The 22,978-nt window shown below is 60.9% G+C and carries 22 protein-coding genes; 10 read left to right on the top strand and 12 right to left on the bottom strand.

Annotated elements, in window-relative coordinates:
* Positions 1–80: 80 nt before the first annotated feature.
* A complete protein-coding gene (locus ACR0EZ_RS06665) occupies positions 81–1,088 on the bottom strand; it encodes a GlxA family transcriptional regulator (protein ID WP_480611870.1) in 1,008 nt (335 codons plus the stop codon).
* Positions 1,089–1,265: 177 nt separating this feature from the next.
* Between ACR0EZ_RS06665 and msrA the strand changes: the two genes are divergently transcribed.
* Entirely contained in the window at positions 1,266–1,937 is a 672-nt protein-coding gene (gene msrA, locus ACR0EZ_RS06660; RefSeq protein ID WP_480611869.1) for a peptide-methionine (S)-S-oxide reductase MsrA, read from the top strand.
* Here msrA and ACR0EZ_RS06655 read toward each other — a convergent pair.
* Both ACR0EZ_RS06655 and ACR0EZ_RS06650 read right to left on the bottom strand, forming a co-directional pair.
* Positions 1,934–2,806 (bottom strand): ribokinase, encoded by an 873-nt coding sequence (locus tag ACR0EZ_RS06655; protein ID WP_480611868.1) that lies wholly within the window; start codon positions 2,804–2,806, stop codon positions 1,934–1,936. The two genes, msrA and ACR0EZ_RS06655, sit on opposite strands and share 4 nt — an antisense overlap.
* Positions 2,807–2,809: 3 nt before the next feature.
* Positions 2,810–5,065: an NADP-dependent malic enzyme gene (locus tag ACR0EZ_RS06650; RefSeq protein WP_480612393.1), complete on the bottom strand. Its 2,256-nt coding sequence runs from the start codon at positions 5,063–5,065 to the stop codon at positions 2,810–2,812.
* A 161-nt stretch (positions 5,066–5,226) separates the two neighbouring features.
* Between ACR0EZ_RS06650 and mutS the strand changes: the two genes are divergently transcribed.
* Positions 5,227–7,839: a DNA mismatch repair protein MutS gene (gene mutS / locus ACR0EZ_RS06645; protein WP_480612391.1), complete on the top strand. Its 2,613-nt coding sequence runs from the start codon at positions 5,227–5,229 to the stop codon at positions 7,837–7,839.
* 58 nt (positions 7,840–7,897) lie between these two features.
* On the opposite strand, the gene ACR0EZ_RS06640 is transcribed toward mutS, so the two are convergent.
* Positions 7,898–8,461, bottom strand: coding sequence for a nucleotide exchange factor GrpE (locus tag ACR0EZ_RS06640; RefSeq protein ID WP_480611867.1), 564 nt, complete (start codon positions 8,459–8,461; stop codon positions 7,898–7,900).
* 10 nt (positions 8,462–8,471) lie between these two features.
* Entirely contained in the window at positions 8,472–9,536 is a 1,065-nt protein-coding gene (hrcA, locus tag ACR0EZ_RS06635; protein ID WP_480611866.1) for a heat-inducible transcriptional repressor HrcA, read from the bottom strand.
* A gap of 112 nt (positions 9,537–9,648) precedes the next feature.
* Between hrcA and rph the strand changes: the two genes are divergently transcribed.
* Genes rph through ACR0EZ_RS06615 form a run of 4 tightly spaced genes read left to right on the top strand, consistent with a single transcriptional unit; the run spans position 9,649 to position 12,474 of the window.
* Positions 9,649–10,362, top strand: a complete 714-nt coding sequence (gene rph / locus ACR0EZ_RS06630; RefSeq protein WP_480611865.1) for a ribonuclease PH — start codon at positions 9,649–9,651, stop codon at positions 10,360–10,362.
* A complete protein-coding gene (gene rdgB / locus ACR0EZ_RS06625) occupies positions 10,359–10,973 on the top strand; it encodes an RdgB/HAM1 family non-canonical purine NTP pyrophosphatase (protein ID WP_480611864.1) in 615 nt (204 codons plus the stop codon). The genes rph and rdgB overlap by 4 nt, the downstream gene beginning before the upstream one ends.
* Entirely contained in the window at positions 10,963–12,117 is a 1,155-nt protein-coding gene (gene hemW / locus ACR0EZ_RS06620; protein ID WP_480611863.1) for a radical SAM family heme chaperone HemW, read from the top strand. The genes rdgB and hemW overlap by 11 nt, the downstream gene beginning before the upstream one ends.
* A 3-nt stretch (positions 12,118–12,120) precedes the next feature.
* Positions 12,121–12,474 carry a YbaN family protein gene (locus tag ACR0EZ_RS06615; protein ID WP_480611862.1) on the top strand — a complete coding sequence of 118 codons (354 nt, stop codon included), beginning with the start codon at positions 12,121–12,123 and terminating at the stop codon, positions 12,472–12,474.
* Here the strand turns inward: ACR0EZ_RS06615 and ACR0EZ_RS06610 are convergent.
* The 7 genes from ACR0EZ_RS06610 to hemJ all read right to left on the bottom strand — a co-directional run bounded on the left by ACR0EZ_RS06610 (position 12,464) and on the right by hemJ (position 19,834).
* Complete coding sequence (locus ACR0EZ_RS06610) at positions 12,464–13,360, bottom strand: ParB/RepB/Spo0J family partition protein (RefSeq protein WP_480611861.1); 897 nt, start codon at positions 13,358–13,360, stop codon at positions 12,464–12,466. The genes ACR0EZ_RS06615 and ACR0EZ_RS06610 overlap by 11 nt on opposite strands.
* A 20-nt stretch (positions 13,361–13,380) precedes the next feature.
* A complete protein-coding gene (locus ACR0EZ_RS06605) occupies positions 13,381–14,184 on the bottom strand; it encodes a ParA family protein (protein WP_480611860.1) in 804 nt (267 codons plus the stop codon).
* Positions 14,177–14,797, bottom strand: coding sequence for a 16S rRNA (guanine(527)-N(7))-methyltransferase RsmG (gene rsmG / locus ACR0EZ_RS06600; RefSeq protein WP_480611859.1), 621 nt, complete (start codon positions 14,795–14,797; stop codon positions 14,177–14,179). Before rsmG ends, ACR0EZ_RS06605 begins: the two co-directional genes overlap by 8 nt.
* Complete coding sequence (mnmG, locus tag ACR0EZ_RS06595; RefSeq protein WP_480611858.1) at positions 14,794–16,662, bottom strand: tRNA uridine-5-carboxymethylaminomethyl(34) synthesis enzyme MnmG; 1,869 nt, start codon at positions 16,660–16,662, stop codon at positions 14,794–14,796. Before mnmG ends, rsmG begins: the two co-directional genes overlap by 4 nt.
* A 12-nt stretch (positions 16,663–16,674) precedes the next feature.
* Positions 16,675–17,961: a tRNA uridine-5-carboxymethylaminomethyl(34) synthesis GTPase MnmE gene (gene mnmE / locus ACR0EZ_RS06590; RefSeq protein ID WP_480611857.1), complete on the bottom strand. Its 1,287-nt coding sequence runs from the start codon at positions 17,959–17,961 to the stop codon at positions 16,675–16,677.
* 31 nt (positions 17,962–17,992) lie between these two features.
* The gene (rho, locus tag ACR0EZ_RS06585; protein ID WP_480611856.1) at positions 17,993–19,264 is read right to left on the bottom strand and encodes a transcription termination factor Rho; all 1,272 of its coding nucleotides are present in this window, start codon (positions 19,262–19,264) and stop codon (positions 17,993–17,995) included.
* A gap of 120 nt (positions 19,265–19,384) precedes the next feature.
* Positions 19,385–19,834 carry a protoporphyrinogen oxidase HemJ gene (hemJ, locus tag ACR0EZ_RS06580; protein ID WP_480611855.1) on the bottom strand — a complete coding sequence of 150 codons (450 nt, stop codon included), beginning with the start codon at positions 19,832–19,834 and terminating at the stop codon, positions 19,385–19,387.
* Between the two features lie 405 nt (positions 19,835–20,239).
* Here hemJ and ACR0EZ_RS06575 point away from each other — a divergent pair, with 405 nt between their 5' ends.
* Genes ACR0EZ_RS06575 through dnaQ form a run of 4 tightly spaced genes read left to right on the top strand, consistent with a single transcriptional unit; the run spans position 20,240 to position 22,974 of the window.
* Positions 20,240–20,839 (top strand): Maf family protein, encoded by a 600-nt coding sequence (locus tag ACR0EZ_RS06575; RefSeq protein ID WP_480611854.1) that lies wholly within the window; start codon positions 20,240–20,242, stop codon positions 20,837–20,839.
* Positions 20,836–21,669 carry a shikimate dehydrogenase gene (locus ACR0EZ_RS06570; protein WP_480611853.1) on the top strand — a complete coding sequence of 278 codons (834 nt, stop codon included), beginning with the start codon at positions 20,836–20,838 and terminating at the stop codon, positions 21,667–21,669. The genes ACR0EZ_RS06575 and ACR0EZ_RS06570 overlap by 4 nt, the downstream gene beginning before the upstream one ends.
* Positions 21,666–22,259, top strand: coding sequence for a dephospho-CoA kinase (coaE, locus tag ACR0EZ_RS06565; protein WP_480611852.1), 594 nt, complete (start codon positions 21,666–21,668; stop codon positions 22,257–22,259). Before ACR0EZ_RS06570 ends, coaE begins: the two co-directional genes overlap by 4 nt.
* Entirely contained in the window at positions 22,252–22,974 is a 723-nt protein-coding gene (dnaQ, locus tag ACR0EZ_RS06560; protein WP_480611851.1) for a DNA polymerase III subunit epsilon, read from the top strand. The genes coaE and dnaQ overlap by 8 nt, the downstream gene beginning before the upstream one ends.
* The last annotated feature ends 4 nt before the right edge of the window (positions 22,975–22,978 follow it).

Here is a 22,978-nt window from a genome sequence, read left to right as displayed (position 1 = left end):
GCTGGCGCATATAATCTGCTGAAAGCCGCGTTCTGACTTAACACTATTGGCCGCTGTTTTGATAATTTTGGACCCAAGCTCTAGTCCCGGCGTGTTCGATGCATCGGCCAGGCGCGAAATTCGAACGGAACGCGCCCCTCGATCCGGTCCTGACTGGGCGGCAGGCCAAACCTGTTCTTGTAGGACCGGCTGAAATGCACCGGGCTGGAAAAGCCCGAGGCCAGCGCCACCTCGGCAATCGGCAATTCGGTCTGAGTCACCAGCCCACGCGCCCGATCCAGCCGGATATCCCGGTAATACAGCGCCGGGGTCTTGTGGATATAGGTGGCAAACAGCCGGTCCAGCTGACGGTGCGACAGACCCGCCTGCCGGCATATCTCGGGGATCGGGACCGGCTCTTCCAGATTGGCCTCCATCACCTGAATTACAGTTCTCAGCCTGACGGGCACCGTCGAGCCCAGCGGTTCGCTGGTATCCGGCTGCTGCATCTCGGCGGGGCCGCGCAGCCGGTCGTGGAAGATATAGCGGGCCGCTGCGTTTGCCAGTGCGCTGCCGTGGATGCCCTGAACAATCTGCAGCCCGAAATCGGCCGCCGCCGACCCGCCGCAACAGGTGATGCGGTTGCCGTCCAGCACATACAGGTTTTCCACCACGTCAACGCCGGGAAAAAGCTCCTGAAAGGCATCGATATGTTCATAGTGCACCGTGGCCCGCCGCCCTTTCAGCAACCCGGCCTGCGCCAGAATGAATGCCCCGGTATCCAGCGCCCCCAGGGTTGCCCCACGGCGCGCCCAATGGCGCAGCGCAGTGCCCAGCTTGGCCGTCAGGTGCTTTTCCGGCGTCCAGCTTGCGGACACGATGACAATATCGGCATCATCGGTCGTCAACGGGCGGGTTTCGATGCCAGCGCCATTGCTGGCCACGCAAAAACCGCCACCCTCGGACACGATCTGCCATTTGAAATAAGACCGGCCATCCAGATAGTTGGCTGCCCGGAACGGGTCGATGAAACCCATCGTCGCGGCCATGTTGAAGTTGGGCGCAACGATCACCACCAGCCGTGTTTCAGCCTGCGCGGTCTGTGCCATCCCGTCCCCCATGTGCATATCCCTCCTGCATCACAAGAGGCTTTTTGGCCCCGTCGCGCAAGTCGGCTGCAGCACAGCAACGGCGATAAACTCGGCTCACCTGCGCGTTATAAACCATGTCAGGCAATTGAAACCCGCAGCGACATTGGCCACCCTTTCCTGAAAAGGAGACCTGCCATGACACGGACTGCCTGCCTCGATACCGTCAAAACCGCCCTGCTGTTCACGCTGATCGCGCTGGCCGCGATGCTGCGCGCACTGCCGGCCCCCGCCGCCGGAACCGAGACGCTGACAGTGGCCGGAGGGTGTTTCTGGTGCGTCGAATCCGATTTCGAATCCGTGCCCGGCGTGATCGGAGCGGTTTCGGGATATACCGGCGGCACAGCGGCAAACCCGACCTATGATCAGGTCACAAAAGGCGGCACCGGGCATTACGAGGCGGTTCAGATCACCTTCGACCCGGCCCGCGTTTCACGTGCGACATTGCTGAACATGTTCTTCCGTTCGGTCGATCCGACCGATGCGGGCGGCCAGTTCTGTGACCGGGGCGACAGCTATCGCACGGCGATTTTCGTCTCTAACGCGGGGGAAAAGGCGCAAGCTGAGGCGGCGAAAACGGCAGCCCAATCCGCCCTGGGACAAAAGGTGGTGACGCCGATCCTGCAGCAATCGGCTTTCTATCCGGCCGAGGCCTATCATCAGGATTACTACAAGGGCGACAAGCTGGTGTTCACGCGCTTTGGTCCCAAACGCCAGAAGAACGCTTACAAAGCCTACCGCAAGGCCTGCGGGCGCGACGCTCGGGTCAAGCAGCTTTGGGGTACAGACGCGCCCTTCGCCGGGTCCTAATCGAACCGGGCGTCGCGCACCTCGCGCAAATCGGGGATGACATCTGCCGTGCCGTGCCGCGTAACCATGATGGCCGCGGCGCGGTTTGCCTGCAGGATAGCCTGTTCCATCGGCATGCCGCGATCCATGCCCGCAAGCACGTAGCCGGTAAAGGTATCGCCCGCCCCGGTCGTGTCTACGGCCTTTACCTTATGGGCCGCAAATTCCACCGGGTCACAGCCCTGCTGCAGGTATCGCGCGCCTTTTGAGCCCAGCGTGACAATCACATGCCGCACCGGCAGATCGGCTGCATCCAGACCGGTTTCCTGCTGCAACTGCGCGGCCTCGACCTCGTTCAGGATCAGGAAATCCAGATAGGGCAGCACCGCCTGCACTGCCCGCGCCTGAAACGGGGCTGCCGCATAGCAGACCGTCAGGCCCAGCCTGTGACCCAGCCGCGCGGCTTCGACCTGCGCGTTGGTTTCATTCTGCATCACCAGAATGTCGCCTGTATTGGCCGAGGCCAGCGCCTGCCCCACCTGCCCGACCTCAAGCGCGTGGTTTGCGCCGGGGTACAGCACGATCAGGTTCTCGCCCTGCGCATCCACCGCAATGATCGCGTGGCCGGTGGCGACATCGGCCTGGGTAATGTGCCGCGTGTCGACACCATATTCCGTCAGCCGGTCCTTGGCCCAGCGCCCGTCCGACCCAACCGCGCCGATATGGCTGACCCGCGACCCGGCGCGGGCCGCCGCCACCGACATATTGGCCCCTTTGCCGCCCAGAAACCGATCCAGACCATTGGCAGCAAGCGTTTCCCCCGCCGCAGGCAGATGCGGCAGGTCATAGACCATATCGGCGTTGATCGAACCGAGATTCCAGATCGTCATGGGCTACTTAATATCGCATGAGGCCAGAATGGCCATGTTCAGGATATCGTTCGCGGTCGACACGGTCGAACAGATCTGCACCGGTTTGTCGATGCCGGACAGGATCGGGCCAATCACGGTCGCCCCGCCCATCTCCTGCATCAGCTTGGTCGAGATACTGGCCGAATGCCGCGCCGGCACGATCAGGATATTGGCCGGGCCGGTCAGGCGTGAAAAGGGATAGGCCTCTTGCTGATCCACGTTCAGGGCGACATCCACGGTCATTTCGCCTTCGTATTCGAAATCGACGCCGCGATTGTCCAGAACCGCAGGCGCACGGTGCATCTTGTCCGCCCGTTCCGAGACCGGATAGCCGAAGGTCGAAAAGCTGACAAACGCCACGCGCGGCTCAAGCCCCATATGACGGGCCACAGCGACCGAGCGTTCGGCGATATTGGCCAGATCGTTTTCATCCGGCCATTCATGCACCAGCGTATCCCCGATCAGCACGATCCGGCCTTTGTGCAACAGCGCCGTTACGCCAACCGCCCCATGCGCAGCATCCGCGTCGAACACGTGATTGATCCGGTCCAGCACATGCGCCGATTTCCGCGTCGCGCCGGTGACCAGCCCGTCCCCATGCCCATGCGCCAGCATCAGCGACGAAAAGACATGCCGGTCGCGGGCCGCCAGCCGGTGAATATCCTTGCGGTCGAACCCTTTGCGCTGCAACCGCTGATACAGGAATTCCTTGTAGGTTTCGAGATGCGTGGTGTTGGCGGCGTTCACCACCTCAAGCTCGCGCACGGCGTCGCCCAGACCTGCGGCTTCGAGCTTTTCCTTCACATCGTCAGGCCGCCCGACCACCAGCGCCTTGCCAAAGCCCGAGCGCTGATACATCACCGCAGCGCGCAGCACGCGGGGATCGTCGCCCTCGGCAAAGATCATCCGGCTTTGCGCCTGCCGCGCACGGGCGTTCAAGCCACGCAGGATACTGGCGGTCGGATCCATGCGGGATTTCAGGCTAAGCTCGTAAGCGTCCATGTCGATGATCGGACGCCGCGCCGCGCCGGTGTCCATCCCGGCCCGGGCCACGGCGGGCGGGATACGGTGGATCAGACGCGGATCAAAGGGGGTCGGGATGATGTAGTCGCGGCCAAAGGTCAGCGTCTTGCCATAGGCCAGCGCCACCTCGTCTGGTACATCCTCGCGCGCCAGCCGTGCCAGCGCGTGGGCGCAGGCAATTTTCATCTCGTCATTGATCGCCCGGGCATGGATGTCCAAAGCGCCCCGGAACAGGTAGGGGAAGCCCAGCACGTTGTTGACCTGATTGGGATAATCGCTGCGCCCGGTGGCCACGATGGCATCGACGCGCACCTCATGCGCCTCTTCCGGGGTAATCTCGGGGTCGGGGTTGGCCATGGCAAAGATCACCGGATTGTCCGCCATACTGGCAACCATATCCTGCGTGACCGCGCCCTTGACGGATACGCCCAGAAACACATCCGCACCCTTCATCGCCTCGTCCAGCGTGCGCAGATCGGTGGTGATGGCGTGGGCCGACTTCCACTGGTTCATCCCCTCGGTCCGGCCCTGATAGATCACGCCCTTGGTATCGCAAACGATGCAGTTCTCGTGCTTGGCCCCCATCGCCTTGAGCAGTTCGATACAGGCAATCCCCGCGGCGCCCGCGCCGTTCAGAACGATCTTCACATCCTCGATCTTCTTGCCCGAGATATGCAGCGCGTTGATCAGACCCGCCGCACAGATCACCGCCGTGCCGTGCTGGTCGTCATGGAAGACGGGAATATCCATCTCTTCCTTCAGGCGCTGTTCGATGATGAAACATTCCGGCGCCTTGATGTCTTCCAGATTGATGCCGCCAAAGGTCGGCCCCATCAGGCGCACGGCACGGCAAAATTCGTCCGGGTCCTCGGTATCCAGTTCGATATCGATCGAGTTCACATCGGCAAAGCGTTTGAACAGGACCGATTTCCCCTCCATCACCGGTTTCGAGCCCAGCGCGCCCAGATTGCCAAGACCCAGAACCGCCGTCCCGTTCGAGATCACGGCGACCAGATTGCCCTTGTTGGTATAGTCATAGGCGGTCTCGGGGGCTTCGGCGATGGCTTGGCAGGGGACCGCCACGCCGGGGCTGTAGGCCAGCGACAGATCGCGCTGCGTGGTCATGGGGACGGTGGCCTGCACCTCCCACTTGCCGGGGGTCGGGTCCAGGTGAAAGGCCAGCGCCTCTTCTTTGGTGATCTTGGCTTTGGGCATTTTGACGGTCGTTTCCATGGCTTCGGGGCCTCTGCCTCATAGCGCAGGCGGGCCGACGCCTCAACGACAATACGTTTTCGCCTTTCGCCGCCCGTGCCGGGTTTGTAAGGTCGCGTCCGGAATACGCCGGAAGGGGGCCGCTTTTGTCCACAGTCACGCCGATGATGGCGCAATATCTGGAAATCAAACAGGCCCATGCCGACGCCCTGCTGTTTTACCGCATGGGCGATTTCTACGAGATGTTTTTTGAGGACGCGGTGAACGCCGCCGAGGCGCTGGACATCGCCCTGACCAAGCGCGGCAAGCACAATGGCAATGACATCCCAATGTGCGGCGTGCCGGTGCATTCTGCCGAGGGCTACCTGCTGACGCTTATCCGCAAAGGCTTTCGCGTCGCCGTCTGCGAACAGATGGAAAGCCCGGCCGAGGCGAAAAAAAGAGGCTCTAAATCAGTCGTAAAGCGCGATGTTGTGCGTCTGGTCACTCCCGGCACGTTGACCGAGGACGCGCTGCTGGAAGCCCGTCGCCACAACTTTCTGGCCGCCTATGCCGAGGTTCGGGATCAGGCCGCACTGGCCTGGGCCGATATCTCGACCGGTGCATTTCACGTGATGCCCTTGACCGGCGCACGGCTGAGCCCGGAACTGGCGCGGCTGGCCCCGTCGGAACTGATCGTGGGCGACGGGATGGAACCGGCGTTGAACGAAACCGCCCGCGATCTGGGAATTTCGCTGACCCCCATCGGACGCGCCAGTTTCGACAGCACGGCGGCGGAAAAACGCATCTGCGGGCTGTTTCACGTGGGCGCCTTGGATGCGTTCGGCTCTTTTGGCCGGGCCGAGATTTCCGCCATGGGCGCGCTGATCGACTATCTTGAGATCACGCAGAAGGGCAAACTGCCTCTGCTGCAAACACCGCTGAAGGAATCCGAGGACCGCGTCGTCCAGATCGATGCCGCCACCCGCCGCAATCTGGAACTGACCCGGTCGCTCTCGGGTGGCCGCGCCGGGTCGCTGCTGTCCGTGGTCGACCGCACCGTCACCCCCGGCGGCGCGCGGTTGCTGGAACAGCGGCTCTCCAGCCCCTCGCGCAATCTGGACGTGATCCACGGGCGGTTGGATGCGGTGACATTCGCCGCCGAGGACAGCCTGATCGCCTCGGACCTGCGCGAGGCGCTGCGCAAGACCCCCGATCTGGACCGCGCCCTGTCGCGCCTGTCGCTGGAGCGCGGCGGCCCCCGCGATCTGGCCGCCATCCGTAACGGGTTGACGCAGGCGGCGGCAATTGCCGAGCTCTGCGCCGGTCAGGACCTGCCCGTCCTTCTCGCCACCGCTGTACAAAACCTGACCGGCTTCGACGACCTGCTGACCCTGCTGGACGAAGCGCTTGTCGCCGAACCGCCGCTACTGGCCCGCGACGGCGGTTTCATCGCGCAGGGTTACGACACCGAACTCGACGAGGCCCGCACCCTGCGCGACGAAGGCCGATCCGTCATCGCCGGGTTTCAGCAGAAATATGCGGAACATACCGGCATCGCCTCGCTGAAGATCAAGCACAACAACGTGCTGGGTTATTTCATCGAGACCACGGCCACCCACGCCCAAAAAATGCTGAACCCGCCGTTTTCGGAAACCTATATCCACCGTCAGACCACCGCCAATCAGGTGCGGTTCACCACCGTCGAACTGTCCGAGATCGAAACCCGCATCCTGAACGCCGGAAACCTAGCGCTGGAGGTCGAAAAGCGGCTCTATCAAAGGCTTTCTGACGAAATCCTCACCCTCGCCGCCCGCCTGAATCAAGCCGCCCAGGGGCTGGCCGAACTGGACCTGACCACCGCGCTGGCCGATCTGGCGCGAGGCGAAAACTGGTGCCGCCCCCAAGTCGATACCTCACGCGCCTTCAACGTGACCGGAGGCCGCCACCCGGTCGTCGAACACGCCCTGCGCCAGCAAAGCGGCGACGCCTTCATCGCCAATGACTGCGATCTCAGCGCCGATCAGGGCGCGGCGATCTGGCTGCTGACCGGCCCCAACATGGCTGGTAAATCAACTTTTCTGCGCCAGAACGCCCTGATCGCCCTGCTGGCGCAGATGGGCAGCTATGTCCCGGCGGAACAGGCCCATATCGGTGTGGTCAGCCAACTATTCAGCCGCGTCGGTGCCTCGGACGATCTGGCAAGGGGCCGCTCGACCTTCATGGTCGAAATGGTCGAAACCGCCGCCATCCTGAACCAAGCCGACGACCGCGCGCTGGTGATCCTGGACGAGATTGGTCGCGGCACCGCCACCTATGATGGCCTCTCCATCGCCTGGGCGACGCTGGAACATCTGCACGCCGCCAACCAATGCCGCGCGCTGTTTGCCACCCATTACCACGAACTCACCGCCCTGGCCGGCAAGCTCGAAGGCGTCGAAAACGCCACCGTCGCCGTCAAGGAATGGGAAGGCGAAGTCATCTTCCTGCACGAGGTTCACAAAGGCGCCGCTGACCGCTCTTACGGCGTGCAGGTCGCGCAACTGGCAGGCCTGCCCGCCTCGGTCGTGGACCGCGCCCGCGTCGTGCTGGACCAGCTGGAAAAAACCGAGCGCGAGGGCGGCAAGCAAAAGGCGCTGATCGACGACCTGCCTCTGTTCTCAGCCGCCCCACCGCCGCCGCCCGCGCCAAAAACCTCGCCCGTCACCGAGATGCTCACCGACATCCTGCCGGATGAGCTCACCCCGCGCGAGGCGCTCGACCTGATCTACAAACTGAAAGAGGCGGCCAAACCCTGACCGCCCCTTCATCTTTTCAAAAATACTCTCGCCGAAGGCTTGGCCTCGCAGAGGCCAATCAGTTCGCTGGCGTCGACGACACCCCAACCTGCGCCGGTCGCAGCAACCGGTCATGCAGCATGAACCCTTCGGCAGAGACCTGAATGATGTCACCCGCTTTGGTCCCCGGCACCGGCGCTTCAAACATCGCCTCATGCACGTTCGGATCAAACCGGTCGCCGACCTCGGGCGTGATCACCTCGATCCCGTGCTTCTGGAACACGTCCTTCAGCGCCCGCATGGTCAGTTCGACCCCTTCGATCAGTCCGGCGGCGACCTCCTTCTGCTCATCGGTCGCCGATTCAAGCGCGCGTTTCATGTTGTCGTAAACCGGAAGCATGTCGCGCGCCAGTTTCGAGCCGCCATATTGTTCAGCATCGCGGCGCGCCTTGTCGCCCCGTTTGCGCGCGTTTTCAGCATCCGCCAGCGCGCGCATGAACTTGTCCTTGTAATCGTCCCGCTCGGCCCGCAGGGCGTCAAGCTCCAACGCCTCTTCGCTGATGTCGATCAGCTCCTCGGCCAGTTCTTCCGCCTCGGCGGTTGCGATGTCATCCAGAAAATCTTCGTTCTTGGGCTTTGCCATCTCTTACCCTCTAGCTCCGGTCGGATATCAGCTTGCCGACCAGTTGCGCCGTATAATCCACGATCGGCACGATCCGTCCGTAATTCAGACGTGTGGGCCCGATGACCCCGACCGCACCGATTATCTTACGATCAGCGTTCATATATGGAGACACCACCAAAGAGGAACCCGAAAGTGAGAAAAGTTTGTTCTCAGACCCGATAAAAATGCGCACACCTTCGCCTTCTTCGGTCAATTCAAGGAATTCAGCGATGTCGCGCTTGCGTTCAAGGTCATCAAACAGGGTACGGATCCGGTCAAGCTCTTCGGCCTGACCCGGTTCGTTCAACAGATTCGCCCGTCCGCGCACGATCAGACGGGCCGAGTCGCCGTCATCGCCGTCCCACGCAGCAATCCCGCTGTCCACCATCTGCCGGGCCAGCACGTCAATCTCCTGCTTGCGCGCATCGATCTGAGACAACATCTGACGGCGCACTTCGCTGATCGTCCGCCCCTCGATCAGCGCATTCAGGAAATTCGCCGCCTCGCGCATGGAACTGGGCGTCTGCCCCGGCGGCGGCGTGAACAGGCGGTTTTCCACATGCCCGTCCGAGAACACCAGCACCACCAAAGCCCGGTCATGGCCCAATGAGACAAACTCGATATGCTTGATCTCGGCTTCGTGCTTGGGTGTCAAAACCAGCGAGGCCCCTTGTGTCACGTGGGACAGGGCCGAGCCCACACGGTCCAGCATTCCGCCCACATCGCCCGCGTTAGAGCCTAATGTCTCGTCCAGTTTCTGCCGGTCATCAGCACCCAGATCGCCGACTTCCAGCAATCCGTCCACGAACATCCGCAGCCCCTGCTGCGTAGGAATGCGGCCGGCGCTGACATGCGGGCTGTCCAGCAGGCCCAGAAATTCCAGATCCTGCATCACGTTGCGCACGGTCGCGGCGCTGACCTTTTCCGACAGCGTGCGGGTCAGCGTGCGGCTGCCGACCGGTTCGCCGCTGTCCAGATAGCTTTCGACGATCAGCCGGAACACCTCACGCGACCGGTCGTTCATCTCAGCCAGAATTTTGCTCGCTTCGCTCATCGGCGGTCCCCTGCTGAAACGCCATTAAATCGCAGGCAAATGAAAGGTCAATCGGGGTTGCATCGTATCGCTGCGGGACGGTATCCCCAAGCCAGCAGATAAAGGAAATTCCATGCGACCCTCTGGACGTGATCTAAACGAAATGCGCGCCGTTTCAATCGAGACGGGATTCACCAAACATGCCGAAGGCTCTTGCCTGATCAAGATGGGCGACACCCATGTGCTGTGCACCGCCACGATCGAAGATCGCGTGCCGCCCTTCATCAAAGGGTCCGGGCTAGGCTGGGTCACGGCCGAATACGGTATGCTGCCCCGCGCCACGAATACGCGGATGCGGCGCGAGGCTGCTTCGGGCAAGCAAGGCGGCCGCACCGTGGAAATCCAGCGCCTGATCGGCCGCGCCCTGCGCGCCGGGGTCGACCGGGTCGCCCTGGGTGAGCGCCAGATCACCGTCGACTGTGACGTGATCCAGGCCGATGGCGGCACCCGCTGCGCCTCGATCACCGGCGGTTGGGTGGCGCTGCGTCTGGCGGTGAACAAGCTAATGAAAGCGGGCGACGTGATCTCTGACCCGCTGGTCGATCCTGTTGCCGCCGTGTCCTGTGGCATTTACGCGGGCCAACCGGTGCTGGATCTGGACTATCCCGAGGACAGCGAGGCCGGGGTCGACGGCAATTTCATCATGACCGGTTCCGGCAAGCTGATCGAAGTGCAGATGTCAGCCGAGGGCTCCGTGTTCAGCCGTGCCCAGATGGATCAACTGATGGATCTGGCCGAAAAGGGCATCGGCGAACTGGCCGCCGCGCAAAAGGCCGCCACCGCATGACCCGCAAATTCACCGGTGACCGGCTGCTGGTCGCCACCCACAACACAGGCAAGCTTGAGGAGATGGCACATCTGCTCGAACCCTTCGGCGTGAGCGTTGTGGGCGCGGGTGAGATGAACCTGCCGGAACCGGAAGAGACCGAGGATACCTTTGTCGGCAATGCCCGGATCAAGGCCCATGCCGCCGCACAAGCCACCGGCCTGCCCGCCCTGTCGGACGATTCCGGCATAACCATCGACGCGCTGGACGGCGCGCCCGGCGTTTATACCGCCGATTGGGCCGAAACCGGCAATGGCCGCGATTTCCTGATGGCGATGACCCGCGCGCATAATGAGCTTGAGGCGAAAGAGGCGGCCCACCCGCGCAGGGCCCAGTTCCGCTGCACGCTGGTTCTGGCCTGGCCCGATGGCCATGACGAAGTGTTCGAAGGCATCGCCCCCGGCCATCTGACCTGGCCGATCCGGGGCAAGGACGGGTTCGGCTATGACCCGATGTTTGTCCCCGACGGTCACGACATTACCTTTGCGCAGATGGATCGCTGGGAAAAGAACAAGATCAGCCATCGCGGCCGCGCGGTGGAGATGTTCGTGAAAGGCTGCTTTGGCGGATGATTGGCGCAACGGGGGCTTTGGCCTGTACGTGCACTGGCCCTTTTGCGAGGCCAAGTGCCCCTATTGCGACTTCAACAGCCATGTGTCGCGTAATATTGATCAAAAACAATGGCTTGCCGCTTACCTTACCGAACTGCGCCGCTCGGCAACCGAAACGCCCGACCGGGTTCTGAACACGATCTTCTTTGGCGGCGGCACGCCATCGCTTATGGACCCTGACACCGTGGCTGCGGTGATCGACGAGGCCCGCGCGCTTTGGTATCCCGCCAATGACATGGAAATCACGCTCGAGGCCAATCCCGGCTCGGTCGAGGCTGGACGCTTCGCCGCCTATCGCGACGCGGGTGTGAACCGGATTTCCATGGGTGTTCAGGCGCTGAATGACGAAGACCTGCGCCGTCTGGGCCGCATTCACACCGTGGCCGAGGCCCGCGCCGCGTTCGACATTGCCCGCACCTGCTTTGAGCGCGGCAGTTTCGACCTGATCTATGCCCGCCAGCACCAAACCCTGGACGCATGGCGCGCGGAACTGACCGAGGCGCTGTCGATGGCGGTCGATCACCTGTCGCTCTATCAGCTGACCATCGAAGAAGGCACCGCCTTTGGCGACCGCTATGCCGTGGGCAAACTGCGCGGCCTGCCCGAGGATGACCACGCCGCCGATATGTATCTGGCCACGCAAGAGATCTGCGAGGCGCATGGATTGCCCGCCTACGAGATTTCGAACCACGCCCGCCCCGGTGCGGAATCGCAGCACAACCTGATCTATTGGCGCTACGGCGACTATGTCGGGATCGGGCCCGGCGCCCACGGGCGGATTACGGTGAAGGGTCAGAAAGTTGCAACTGAAACTTATCTGTCCCCGCAAAAATGGCTGACGGCAGCCCTTGGCGGTTCAGGCGAGAAGCAACGCAGCGCGTTGTCCGCTTCAGATCAGGCAAGTGAATACCTTATGATGGGGATGAGAGTAAGCGAAGGACTAGATGTTGATCGATACCGTGCACTCTCAGGCACGGTGCTACCGCAGCCCAAGATCGACCACCTGACCGAGATCGGCATGACCGCGCAGCAAGGCAACCGACTGTTTGCAACCAAGGACGGGCGAGCGGTCCTGAACGCCGTGATCCGGGAGCTGTTGGGATAGAGCATGCACTATGTCTGGGCCACTCTGGGATTGCTCTGCGTCGCGCTTGCGATGATTGGCGTGGTTCTGCCCCTGCTGCCGACCGTCCCGTTTCTGCTGCTGGCTGCGTTCTTCTTCGCCCGGTCCTCATCCCGCCTGCACAACTGGCTTGTCAGTCACCGCACCTTCGGGCCGATGATCCTCGACTGGCAAAGCTCGGGAGCCATCCGGCCCGCAGCCAAAAAAGCGGCCACCCTGTCGGTCGCCGCTGTCTTTGCCTTGTCTCTGGCGCTTGCCCTGCCCTCGCACGTGCTGATCATTCAGGCCATCGTGCTGGGCGGGGTCATGGTGTTTATCTGGACCCGCCCTAACGGCTGAGCTTGGCACACAGATCGTCCAGCTGATCGAGGTTTTCATAGGTCAGGATCACCTGCCCGGTCTCGGATCCCGGCTTGTGATTGATCGACACTTTCATCGCCAAAATCGCCGAAAGGTCCTTTTCCAACGCCCGCGTATCCGCGTCCTTACCTGCATCTAGGTTTCTGGATCGCGGGGCCGCCTGCGGGGTGTCGCCCTGCTGTTGCTTTTTGACCAGCGCTTCAGTCGCGCGCACCGACAACCCGTCCTTGACGATGAGTTTTGCCAGGTCTGACGGGTTCTCTGCAGTAATCAACGCCCGCGCATGGCCTGCGGACAGTTTCCCTTCGATGACCAGCGCCTGCACATCCAACGGCAGGGACAACAGGCGCAGCAAATTCGCGATATGGCTGCGGCTTTTCCCCAGCGCCTCGGCCAGTTTTTCCTGTGTGTGGCCGAAACGGTCCATCAATTGCTTGTAGCCCGCCGCCTCTTCCACCGCGTTCAGATCTGCGCGCTGGATATTTTCGATGATAGCGACTTCAAGAACTTCGGTATCGTCGAAATCCCGCACAATCACTGGAATATCGTGCAGCTGCGCCATCTGCGCGGCCCGCCAGCGGCGTTCGCCAGCAACGATCTCATAGTCCCCACCGCCAATTTCGCGCACGATCAGAGGCTGGATGATGCCTTTTTCCTTAACCGATGCGGCCAGTTCATCAAGCTGCTCGGGCAGAAATGTCCGGCGCGGCTGGTTCGGGTTTGCGCGCAACTTCTCGATCGGGACCTTCAGATCGGGCCGCCGGGGCTCGGTCGGGGATCGCTCTGCAACGTCCTGCGTAACATCGGCCATCAGCGCCGACAACCCGCGCCCCAGCCCTCTTGGTTTTGTTTTTTTGGAGTTCACGTGACTCTCCTTAGTGCCACTTATGCGGCGGCTTTATTGTTTTTGTGCATGACCTCGCGGGCCAGGTGCCGATAGGCCATCGCCCCCAAAGACCCCGAGTCATACTGCAAGACCGGCAGCGCATAAGACGGCGCCTCGCTGACCCGCACATTTCTGGGTATCTTGGTTTTAAATACCATCTCACCCAGATTGTCACGTGCATCCTTTTCGACCTGACGGGACAAGTTGTTGCGGTTGTCATACATGGTCAACACAACACCTTCGATTCTCAGGTCCGGATTCGCTGTCTGGCGCACCTCGCGGATCGTCAGCATCAGTTGCGACAGACCTTCCAGCGCAAAGAACTCGCTTTGCAGCGGAACAAGCACGGAATGCGCAGCCACCATTGCATTGACGGTCAGCAGATTCAGCGATGGCGGGCAGTCGATCAGCACAAAATCCAGATCAAACTGGTCAATCGCTGTCTGGCGCAACGCATCATGCAGCAGATAGCTGCGTTTTTCATTGGAAATCAACTCGATATCCGCTGAACTCAGGTCGACAGTGGCGGGAACGACAAACAATCCGCCAATCTCGGTCTCCTGCACCACCGCCTCCAGCGGCGCGTCGTCCAGGATCAGGTCGTAGGTCGTCCAATCCCGATCCTCGACCCCCAGCCCTGTCGATGCGTTGCCCTGCGGATCCAGATCCACCACCAGGACTTTACAGCCGGCTTCGGCCAGCCCTGCTGCCAGATTGATCGCCGTTGTGGTTTTTCCGACTCCGCCCTTTTGATTGGCGACCGCAATAATCCGGGGCCCGGTGGGGCGAGACAGATCAACCACGTGATACTCCTTTAATCTTAAGGATTACGGCTTGAGGTTCAGTTAAACTTGTAATCGGCTCGGCTTGGAAATTCCATTCCTTGCGCGCCTCTGCCAGTTCTTTTTTCCAGCTTGCGCCTTTCGGCAACAACGCGGTGCCGGTCTTGCTTAAATGTCTGTCACAAAAGGACAATAGCGTAGGTAAATCTGCCAGAGCACGGGCGCTCAGGATATCCGCAGTCAGGGGTTCAACAGCTTCGATGCGCTGGGATACCACCTTGCAGGAGACGCCGCATTCCCTTGCGACAGTGCGCAGAAAAGCAGATTTACGCTGATCGCTTTCGACGAAGGTGAACTGCGATGTGGGGGAGTCCTCAACCGCCATGATTGCGCAGACCATACCGGGAAACCCGCCGCCGCTGCCCAGATCAGCCCAAGTGTCAAACCCCTCGGCACACCGATAGACCTGCACGGAATCCAGGATATGCCGGGTCCAAATGTCGGTCAGGCTATTGCGGGATACCAGGTTGATCCGGGGATTCCAGCGCTTGACCTGCTCAACATACATCTCCAGACGCGCGAATGTTTCACGTGAAACATCCAACCGCTCAAAACTGGCATAATCAACTGTCATGCCTTGCGGACTTTCTGGTCCCGCCGCAGTTTTGCCAGAACCAATGTCAGGGCGGCCGGCGTCACACCCTCAACCCGGCTTGCCTGCGCAATGTTGGCGGGTTTGGCCTGAGACAGTTTTTGCTTCATTTCAGATGATAGCCCGTCCAGCGCGAAATAGTTGAATTCTCGTGGGATTTCATAGGATTCATCCCGCTTCATCGCCTCAACATCGCGCTGTTGCCGGGCGATGTAGTTTGCATAAAGGGCGTCACGCTCGACTTGCAGGCGGATATTGGGTTCGACATCTTCCAGATCCGGTATCAGGGGTAGCAAATCCTCGAAAGAGACATCCGGAAACGCCAAGATCGCCATACCGTCCCGCCGATTTCCATCCTGATTAACATTGATACCCGCCGCGCGGACCTCTTTCGGGGTATAAGTGCGCTCCGTCAGCTTGGACTTTGCTGCATCCAGTTGCTCGGTTTTTGCCTCAAAATGGCGCCGCCGGGTGTCGCCGACGCAACCAATCTGCAATCCAACAGGCGTCAAACGCTGATCCGCGTTATCCGCGCGCAGGGACAGGCGGAATTCGGCGCGCGACGTGAACATCCGATAGGGTTCCGCCACACCCCGCGTCGTCAGGTCGTCGATCATCACACCGATATAGCTGTCGGCGCGGGTGAAATGTATGGGATCGCGGCCCTGAACGGCCAGAGCCGCGTTCAGACCAGCGACCATACCCTGCGCCGCAGCCTCCTCATATCCCGTGGTTCCGTTGATCTGTCCTGCGAGGTATAACCCCGGGGCATCCGGCAGAGACAGCGAGGCCGTCAAAACTCTGGGATCAATGTAGTCATATTCAATGGCATAGCCGGGCTGTAGAATGTCAGCCTGCTCCAATCCCTTGATAGACCGGACATAATCCAGCTGAACGTCTTGCGGCAGTGAGGTCGAAATGCCGTTCGGGTAAATCGTGTGATCATCGACACCTTCGGGCTCCAAGAACACCTGATGGGAGTCCTTGTCCGCAAAACGCACGATCTTGTCCTCGATCGACGGGCAATATCGCGGGCCCACCCCATCGATATGGCCGCCATACATCGCGGATTTGGACAGGTTCTGTTCGATGATCTCATGCGTTCGGGCATTGGTATGGGTAATGCCGCAAGAGATCTGTGGCGCCACGACCGAGGTGGACAGAAAGGAAAACAAGGTGGGTTCTTCGTCCCCGTGCTGCTTTTCCAGATCACTCCAGTCGATTGTGCGCCCATCCAGACGCGGCGGGGTTCCGGTTTTCAGACGCGCCATGGGCAGGTTGTAGCTATCCAGACGCTCCGCCAGTTTGACGGACGGACGATCGCCCATGCGTCCACCGGGCCGCGATACATCGCCGATGTGAATAACGCCGCGCAAGAAGGTGCCCGAGGTCAGGATAACCGAACGCGCCGGGACTTCCGAACCATCGGCGAGTTTTACCCCGGCGACACGGTCGCCTTCCATCAGGAAATCAACAACTTCACCGACAAGTACCGAAAGGTTCGGCTGGTTTTGAGTTTCCTGCTGCATTGCCGCGCGGTATAGGGCGCGATCCGCCTGCGTTCTTGGCCCCTGAACGGCAGGTCCCTTGCGCCGGTTCAGCAACCGAAACTGAATTCCCGCCCGGTCCGCGACGCGCCCCATGACGCCGTCCAGCGCATCAATCTCGCGCACAAGATGCCCTTTGCCCAGGCCACCTATGGCCGGGTTGCAGGACATGACGCCAATGTCGCTGGCTGACAAGGTGACCAAAGCCGTCGTCGCCCCCATGCGGGCCGCGGCATGGGCGGCCTCGGTCCCGGCATGGCCAGCTCCGATGACGACGACATCAAATCTTGAATGTTTCACGTGAAACACTCCTTACTTACCCAGGCAAAAACTGGAGAATATTTCGTCCAGCAGGTTTTCGACATCTATGCGACCGACCAGTGATTCAAGCGCCCGAATAGCTGTCCGAAGCTCTTCGGCAGCGATATCATACAGGTCCGGGCCTGATTCCAGAACCGTCATTGCCGCCTGCAGTGCATCAGCCGCATTGATGATCGCAATGCGGTGGCGTTCGCGGGTTGCAATACCATAGCTGGTGGATCTCTCACTCAAGACATACGAAATCTGGGAAATCAGAGCGTCAATCCCCTGCCCCGTCCTTCCGGAAATCCCGCCAGAAGCCTCAGGCCGGAGGTCCGCTTTCGGCAAAACCTGAATGTCTCCGTCTTGCATCGCAACACCCAGCTGGTCGGGTGCGTCGGTCAAAAACACCCGAAGATCCGCCTGATCTGCGCGTTTGCGGGCCAGTTCGATCCCCAGATTTTCGACATAATCCTCGGTCTGCCGCAAGCCTGCCGTGTCCAAAAGGGTCACCGGAAGGCCCGCCAGATCCATCCGCACTTCGATCACGTCCCGCGTGGTTCCCGCGTATTCTGATGTAATCGCAGCTTCGCGCCCGGCGAGCGCGTTCAGTAAGGTGGATTTTCCCGCGTTGGGCAGGCCGACAATCGCGACTTCGAATCCGGTGCGAATCCGTTCGGCGATTTTGACGCCATCTGCCTCGCGTTGGAGATCAGCAATCACTCCGGTGACAAGCATGCGCGCTTCCGGTGTCACATCCGTGGGCACATCCTCATCCGCGAAATCGATCACGGCTTCCAACAACGAGGCTGCCCGGATCAGGTCGCGCCGCCACCGTTCCGCCAACGTGCCCAACCCGCCTGCCAGAATGGTCTGCGCCTGTTTGCGTTGTGCTTCGGTTTCCGCGTCGATGAGGTCCGCCAGACCTTCGACCTGCGTCAGGTCCATCTTGCCGTTTTCCAGCGCCCGCCGGGTGAATTCGCCTGGCTCTGCCATCCGCAGGCCCTCGGTCTCGGACAGGCAGCGCAAGACCGCATTGACCGAAGCCGTGCTGCCGTGGATTTGCAGCTCGGCGACATCTTCCCCCGTAAAGCTGGCCGGAGCCTGAAATGTCAGGACCAGCCCGTCGTCCAGGCGCGATCCGTCCCGGTCCCGCAGGGTGCGCAGGTTCAGCCCGCGCGGCGGCAGGGCGCTGCCGGTCAGACCCGCCGCAGCCGCATGCGCATCCGGTCCGGACAGGCGGATAACAGCAACGCCAGCTTTGCCCTGCGCGCTGGCCAAGGCGAATATTGTATCCATTCGAAGGCCTCGCTTGGGTTCAAGACCTGTGTCAGGTGTTCATCGAATCGAAGAACTCACCGTTTGTCTTGGTCTGTTTCAACTTCGACAGCAGGAACTCGATCGCGTCGGTCGTGCCCATCGGGTTGAGGATGCGGCGCAGGACAAAAGTCTTGGCCAGATCGCCCTTGTCGACCAGCAGGTCCTCTTTCCTTGTGCCGGACTTGAGGATGTCGATGGCCGGGAACACGCGCTTGTCTGCAATCTTGCGATCCAGCACGATTTCCGAGTTACCGGTGCCTTTGAATTCTTCGAAGATCACCTCGTCCATCCGGCTGCCGGTGTCGATCAGCGCGGTGGCGATAATGGTCAGCGAACCGCCCTCTTCGATATTCCGCGCGGCACCAAAGAACCGCTTGGGCCGTTGCAGGGCGTTTGCGTCCACACCACCGGTCAGAACTTTGCCCGAGGATGGCACGACGGTGTTAAACGCTCTACCAAGTCTTGTTATCGAGTCTAGAAGAATAACAACATCTCGTTTGTGTTCGACCAAACGCTTGGCTTTTTCAATCACCATCTCGGATACGGCCACGTGGCGTGTTGCCGGTTCGTCGAAGGTGGAGGACACAACCTCACCCTTCACCGAGCGCTGCATATCCGTCACCTCTTCCGGGCGTTCGTCGATCAGCAGGACGATCAGATAGCACTCGGGGTGGTTCTGTTCGATCGAATGGGCGATGTTCTGCAGGATCACGGTTTTACCGGTCCGCGGCGGCGCCACGATCAGCGACCGCTGACCTTTCCCGATGGGCGCGACAAGGTCGATCACACGGGCGGATTTGTCCTTGATGGTCGGGTCTTCGATTTCCATCTTCAGACGCTCGTCGGGATACAGAGGCGTCAGGTTGTCGAACAGGATCTTGTGCTTGGCTTTCTCGGGGTCTTCAAAGTTGATCTTTGTGACCTTGGTCAGCGCAAAATAGCGCTCATTCTCATCGGGTGCCTTGATCTCACCTTCGACGGTGTCCCCGGTCCGCAGCGAGTGCAGACGGATCATGTCGGGTGACACGTAGATGTCATCGGGACCGGGCAGATAGTTCGCCTCAGGCGAGCGCAGGAAGCCGAACCCGTCCTGCAGCACCTCGAGCACCCCATCGCCGCCAACGGTCCAGCCCTCATCCGCGCGTTCGCGCAGGATCTGGAACATCATCTCGCCCTTGCGCATGGTCGAGGCGTTTTCGATCTCCAGATCTTCGGCCATCGCCAGAAGGTCTTTAGGGCTTTTGGCCTTCAGATCGGCCAGATTCAGGGATTCAGTGGACATGATAGATACCTTCACCGCTAGCTGCGGCACGAAGTGGAATTTCAGTACGGAAGATACGCCGCCCGGACGGGCGTGTTGATCCCTACATAAGCGCGACCGCCTGCGGAGTCAAACAAGCCCTCAGAACTTCAGAACGACCGCCAGAACGATGATAACCATCAAAACGGTCGGAACCTCATTCATCATGCGATACTGCCGCCCAGTGAGCTTGTTTCGCCCCTCAAGGAAATCCTTGCGCCGGGCCATCAGCCAGTGATGGAACCAGGTCATGCCGATGACCGCAGCCCCCTTCACCCAGGGCCAGGCCCAGTCCCAGGCAACGATGCCTGGCGTGAACACCATGATCAGCCCGCAGACCCAGGCGACGATCATTGCCGGGCGCATGATCACCCGCAGTAACTTCTCCTCCATTTCAAAGAAGATAGTCTGAGCGCCTTCGACCGTTTGCGCCTGTTCCACGTGATAGACGAACAGCCTGGGCAAATAGAACAGACCGGCCATCCACGAGATTACGGCCATGATGTGAAAGGCCTTCACCCAAGGGTATAGCGAGAAAAGAAGATCGGTCATTCCGGCCTCGGGGTGTTGTTCGGAACCCTCCCTAATAAAAAAATAAGAAAAGAAAAAGGATGATGGTTTTGTAGGGTGCAGGATTTCCGTGGATAATTTTTTTACCCGTCACTTTTCCCCAGGTGGACAGAATTCCCGGATTTTCTGGCGATTCTGTTGGTTTTCTGGAAAATCATTTAATTTCATACGCTTATCTTATAATTTTCCATCTCGTTTTGGGGATAACTCACGGGGTATCTGCGGAAATCCCGGTTATCCTGGCTGGGCAACTTATCCTTGTCCCGGATGGACAGAGTTCGGGCGACTCGGGGAAGTTTTGCGCGAAAATCCCGGGGTTGCGTGTCAACCGGAAAACCATACAAACCGTTCAGGAACACTCAATGATTTGCACACGGGGTTGTCCACATGTCTGTCCCCATCATCCTGGCCTCGGGGTCATCGATCCGCGCGCAGTTGCTGGAAAACGCGGGCGTGCCGTATTCCGTTCAGGTCGCGCGCGTCGATGAAGAGGCGGTAAAGGCCGCCCTGCAGGCCGAAGGCGCGCCACCGCGGGATGTTGCCGATGCTCTGGCGGAAATGAAGGCCCGCAAGATCAGCGACAAGGTGCCGGGTGCGATGGTTCTGGGCTGTGATCAGGTGCTGGATTTCGAAGGCCGTCTGCTGTCCAAGCCGGAAACGCCGGAACAGGCGCTGGCGCAGCTCAAGACGATGCGGGGTAAGCGGCATATGCTGCTGTCGGCGGCGGTGATCTATCAGGACGGTGAGCCGATCTGGCGGCATGTCGGGCAGGTGCGGTTGCGGATGCGCGCCAGCTCGGATGCGTATCTGCGCGATTACGTAGCGCGGAACTGGGACAGTATTCGCCATGCGGTGGGGGCGTATAAACTCGAGGAGGAAGGCGTGCGGCTGTTTGCGACCATTGACGGCGATTACTTTAACGTTTTGGGTATGCCCCTGTTGGAACTGCTCAACTATCTGGCTGTCAAAGGGGTGATCGATCAATGACGGACTACCGGGTTCCTCTGGCCGGGGTGATCGGGCATCCCATCGGGCATTCGCGGTCGCCCAAGCTGCACGGGCACTGGCTGAAAACCTATGGGCTGCCGGGGCATTATGTTCCGATGGATGTTGCCCCCGCCGATCTGGAAACCGTCCTGCGTACCCTGCCCAAGGCCGGGTTTGTCGGCACCAACGTAACCGTTCCGCATAAAGAGGCGGCGTTGCCCATCGCAGATCATGTGTCGGACCGGGCGACCGTCATTGGGGCGGCGAACACGCTGGTGTTTCGCGAGGATGGCTCGATCCATGCCGACAATACCGACGGTTATGGCTTCATGGAAAACCTGCGCAGCGGTGCGCCTGACTGGAACGCGCAGGATGGGCCTGCCGTGGTGTTCGGCGCGGGTGGGGCCGCGCGGGCGGTGCTGCAATCGCTAGCCGATGCCGGCGTGCCCGAGATTCTGCTGACCAACCGCACCCGCGCGCGGGCGGATCATCTGAAAGAGGAGTTCGGCCAGCGCATCACTGTGATCGACTGGGTGCAGGCGGGCAATGTCATCGAAAACGCGGAACTGGTGGTCAACACGACCTCGCTGGGGATGCAGGGCCAGCCGGACCTGCGGGTGCCGCTGGACGGTCTGCAGCCGGGCGCAGTTGTCACCGATCTGGTCTATACGCCCGTGAAAACAAGGCTTTTGCAGCAGGCGGAAGAGGCCGGGTGCACCACCGTGGATGGCCTCGGCATGCTGCTCTATCAGGCCATTCCCGGTTTTGAACGCTGGTTCGGCGTGCGGCCCGAAGTGGATGAGGATCTACGCGCGGCGGTCCTGGCATGAGCTTCGCGCTTGGCCTGACCGGCTCCATCGGCATGGGCAAAAGCACCACGGCGCGGATGTTTGTGGACGAAGGGTGTGCGTTGTGGGATGCGGATGCGGCGGTGCATCGGCTCTATGCGCCGGGCGGCGCGGCGGTTGCGCCGATGGGCGCGGCTTTCCCTTCGGCCATTCGGGACGGTGCCGTCAGCCGCGATGCGCTTAGAAGAATTATTGCCGACGATCCGGCAGCGCTGCAGGTGATCGAAGGTATCGTGCACCCTTTGGTGGCCGCAGACCGGGCCGCGTTTCGCGAAACCGCCAGGGCGGATATTCTGGTCTTCGACATCCCCCTGCTGTTCGAGACCGGCGGCGAGGTGGCGATGGATGCGGTCGCCTGTGTCTCGATCCCTGCCGCGGAACAAATGCGCCGGGTGATGGAACGCGGCACGATGACCGGGGCGCAGTTCGAACAGATCCGTGCCAAACAGATGCCCAACGACGAAAAATGCGCGCGGTCGGATTATGTGATCGTGACGGATACGCTGGACCACGCCCGCGCGCAGGTGCAGGATGTGGTCAGGCAGATACGGGCGGGGCTGGCAGATGCGTGAGATTGTACTGGATACCGAAACCACCGGGTTCGACCCCGAAAGCGGCGACCGGATTGTCGAGATCGGCGCGGTCGAGCTGTGGAACCACGTGGCGACCGGTGAGACTTACCATGTCTATATCAACCCCGAACGCTCGATGCCCGAAGAAGCGTTCGGCGTGCACGGCATCGGCCCGGACCTGCTGGAAACCCCGCGCCCAGCGGAAAAGGGCGAGGTGACGCTGAAGGACAAGCCGGTCTTTGCCAAAGTCGGTCAGGGCTTTCGCGATTTCGTGGGCGATGCGAAACTGGTGATCCACAACGCGTCCTTCGACATGAAATTCCTGAACGCGGAACTCAAATGGATGGGCCTGCCGCCCATTCCGACGGATCAGGCGCTGGATACGCTGGCGATTGCGCGCAAACGGTTTCCGGGCTCTCCGGCCTCGTTGGATGCGCTGTGTCGCCGGTTCAACATCGACAACTCGAACCGGGTGCTGCACGGGGCGCTGTTGGACTCGGAGATTCTGGCCGAGGTCTATCTGGAACTGATCGGCGGGCGGCAGCCGAATTTCGGGCTGTCTGCCTCGGCGTCTTCGGGCAGCGGGGGCGGCGATGACTGGCGTCCGATGCCACGTGAAACGGCACTGCCGTCGCGGATCACCGACGAAGAACGCGCAGCGCATGAGGCGTTTGTGAAAAAACTGGGCGAAAATGCCCTGTGGACCCGCGCCTGATCCG

This window comes from Ruegeria sp. AK4 (assembly GCF_056541025.1).
The sequence above is the reverse complement of the archived record's forward strand: the minus strand, read 5'-3'. Positions and strand labels throughout refer to the sequence as shown.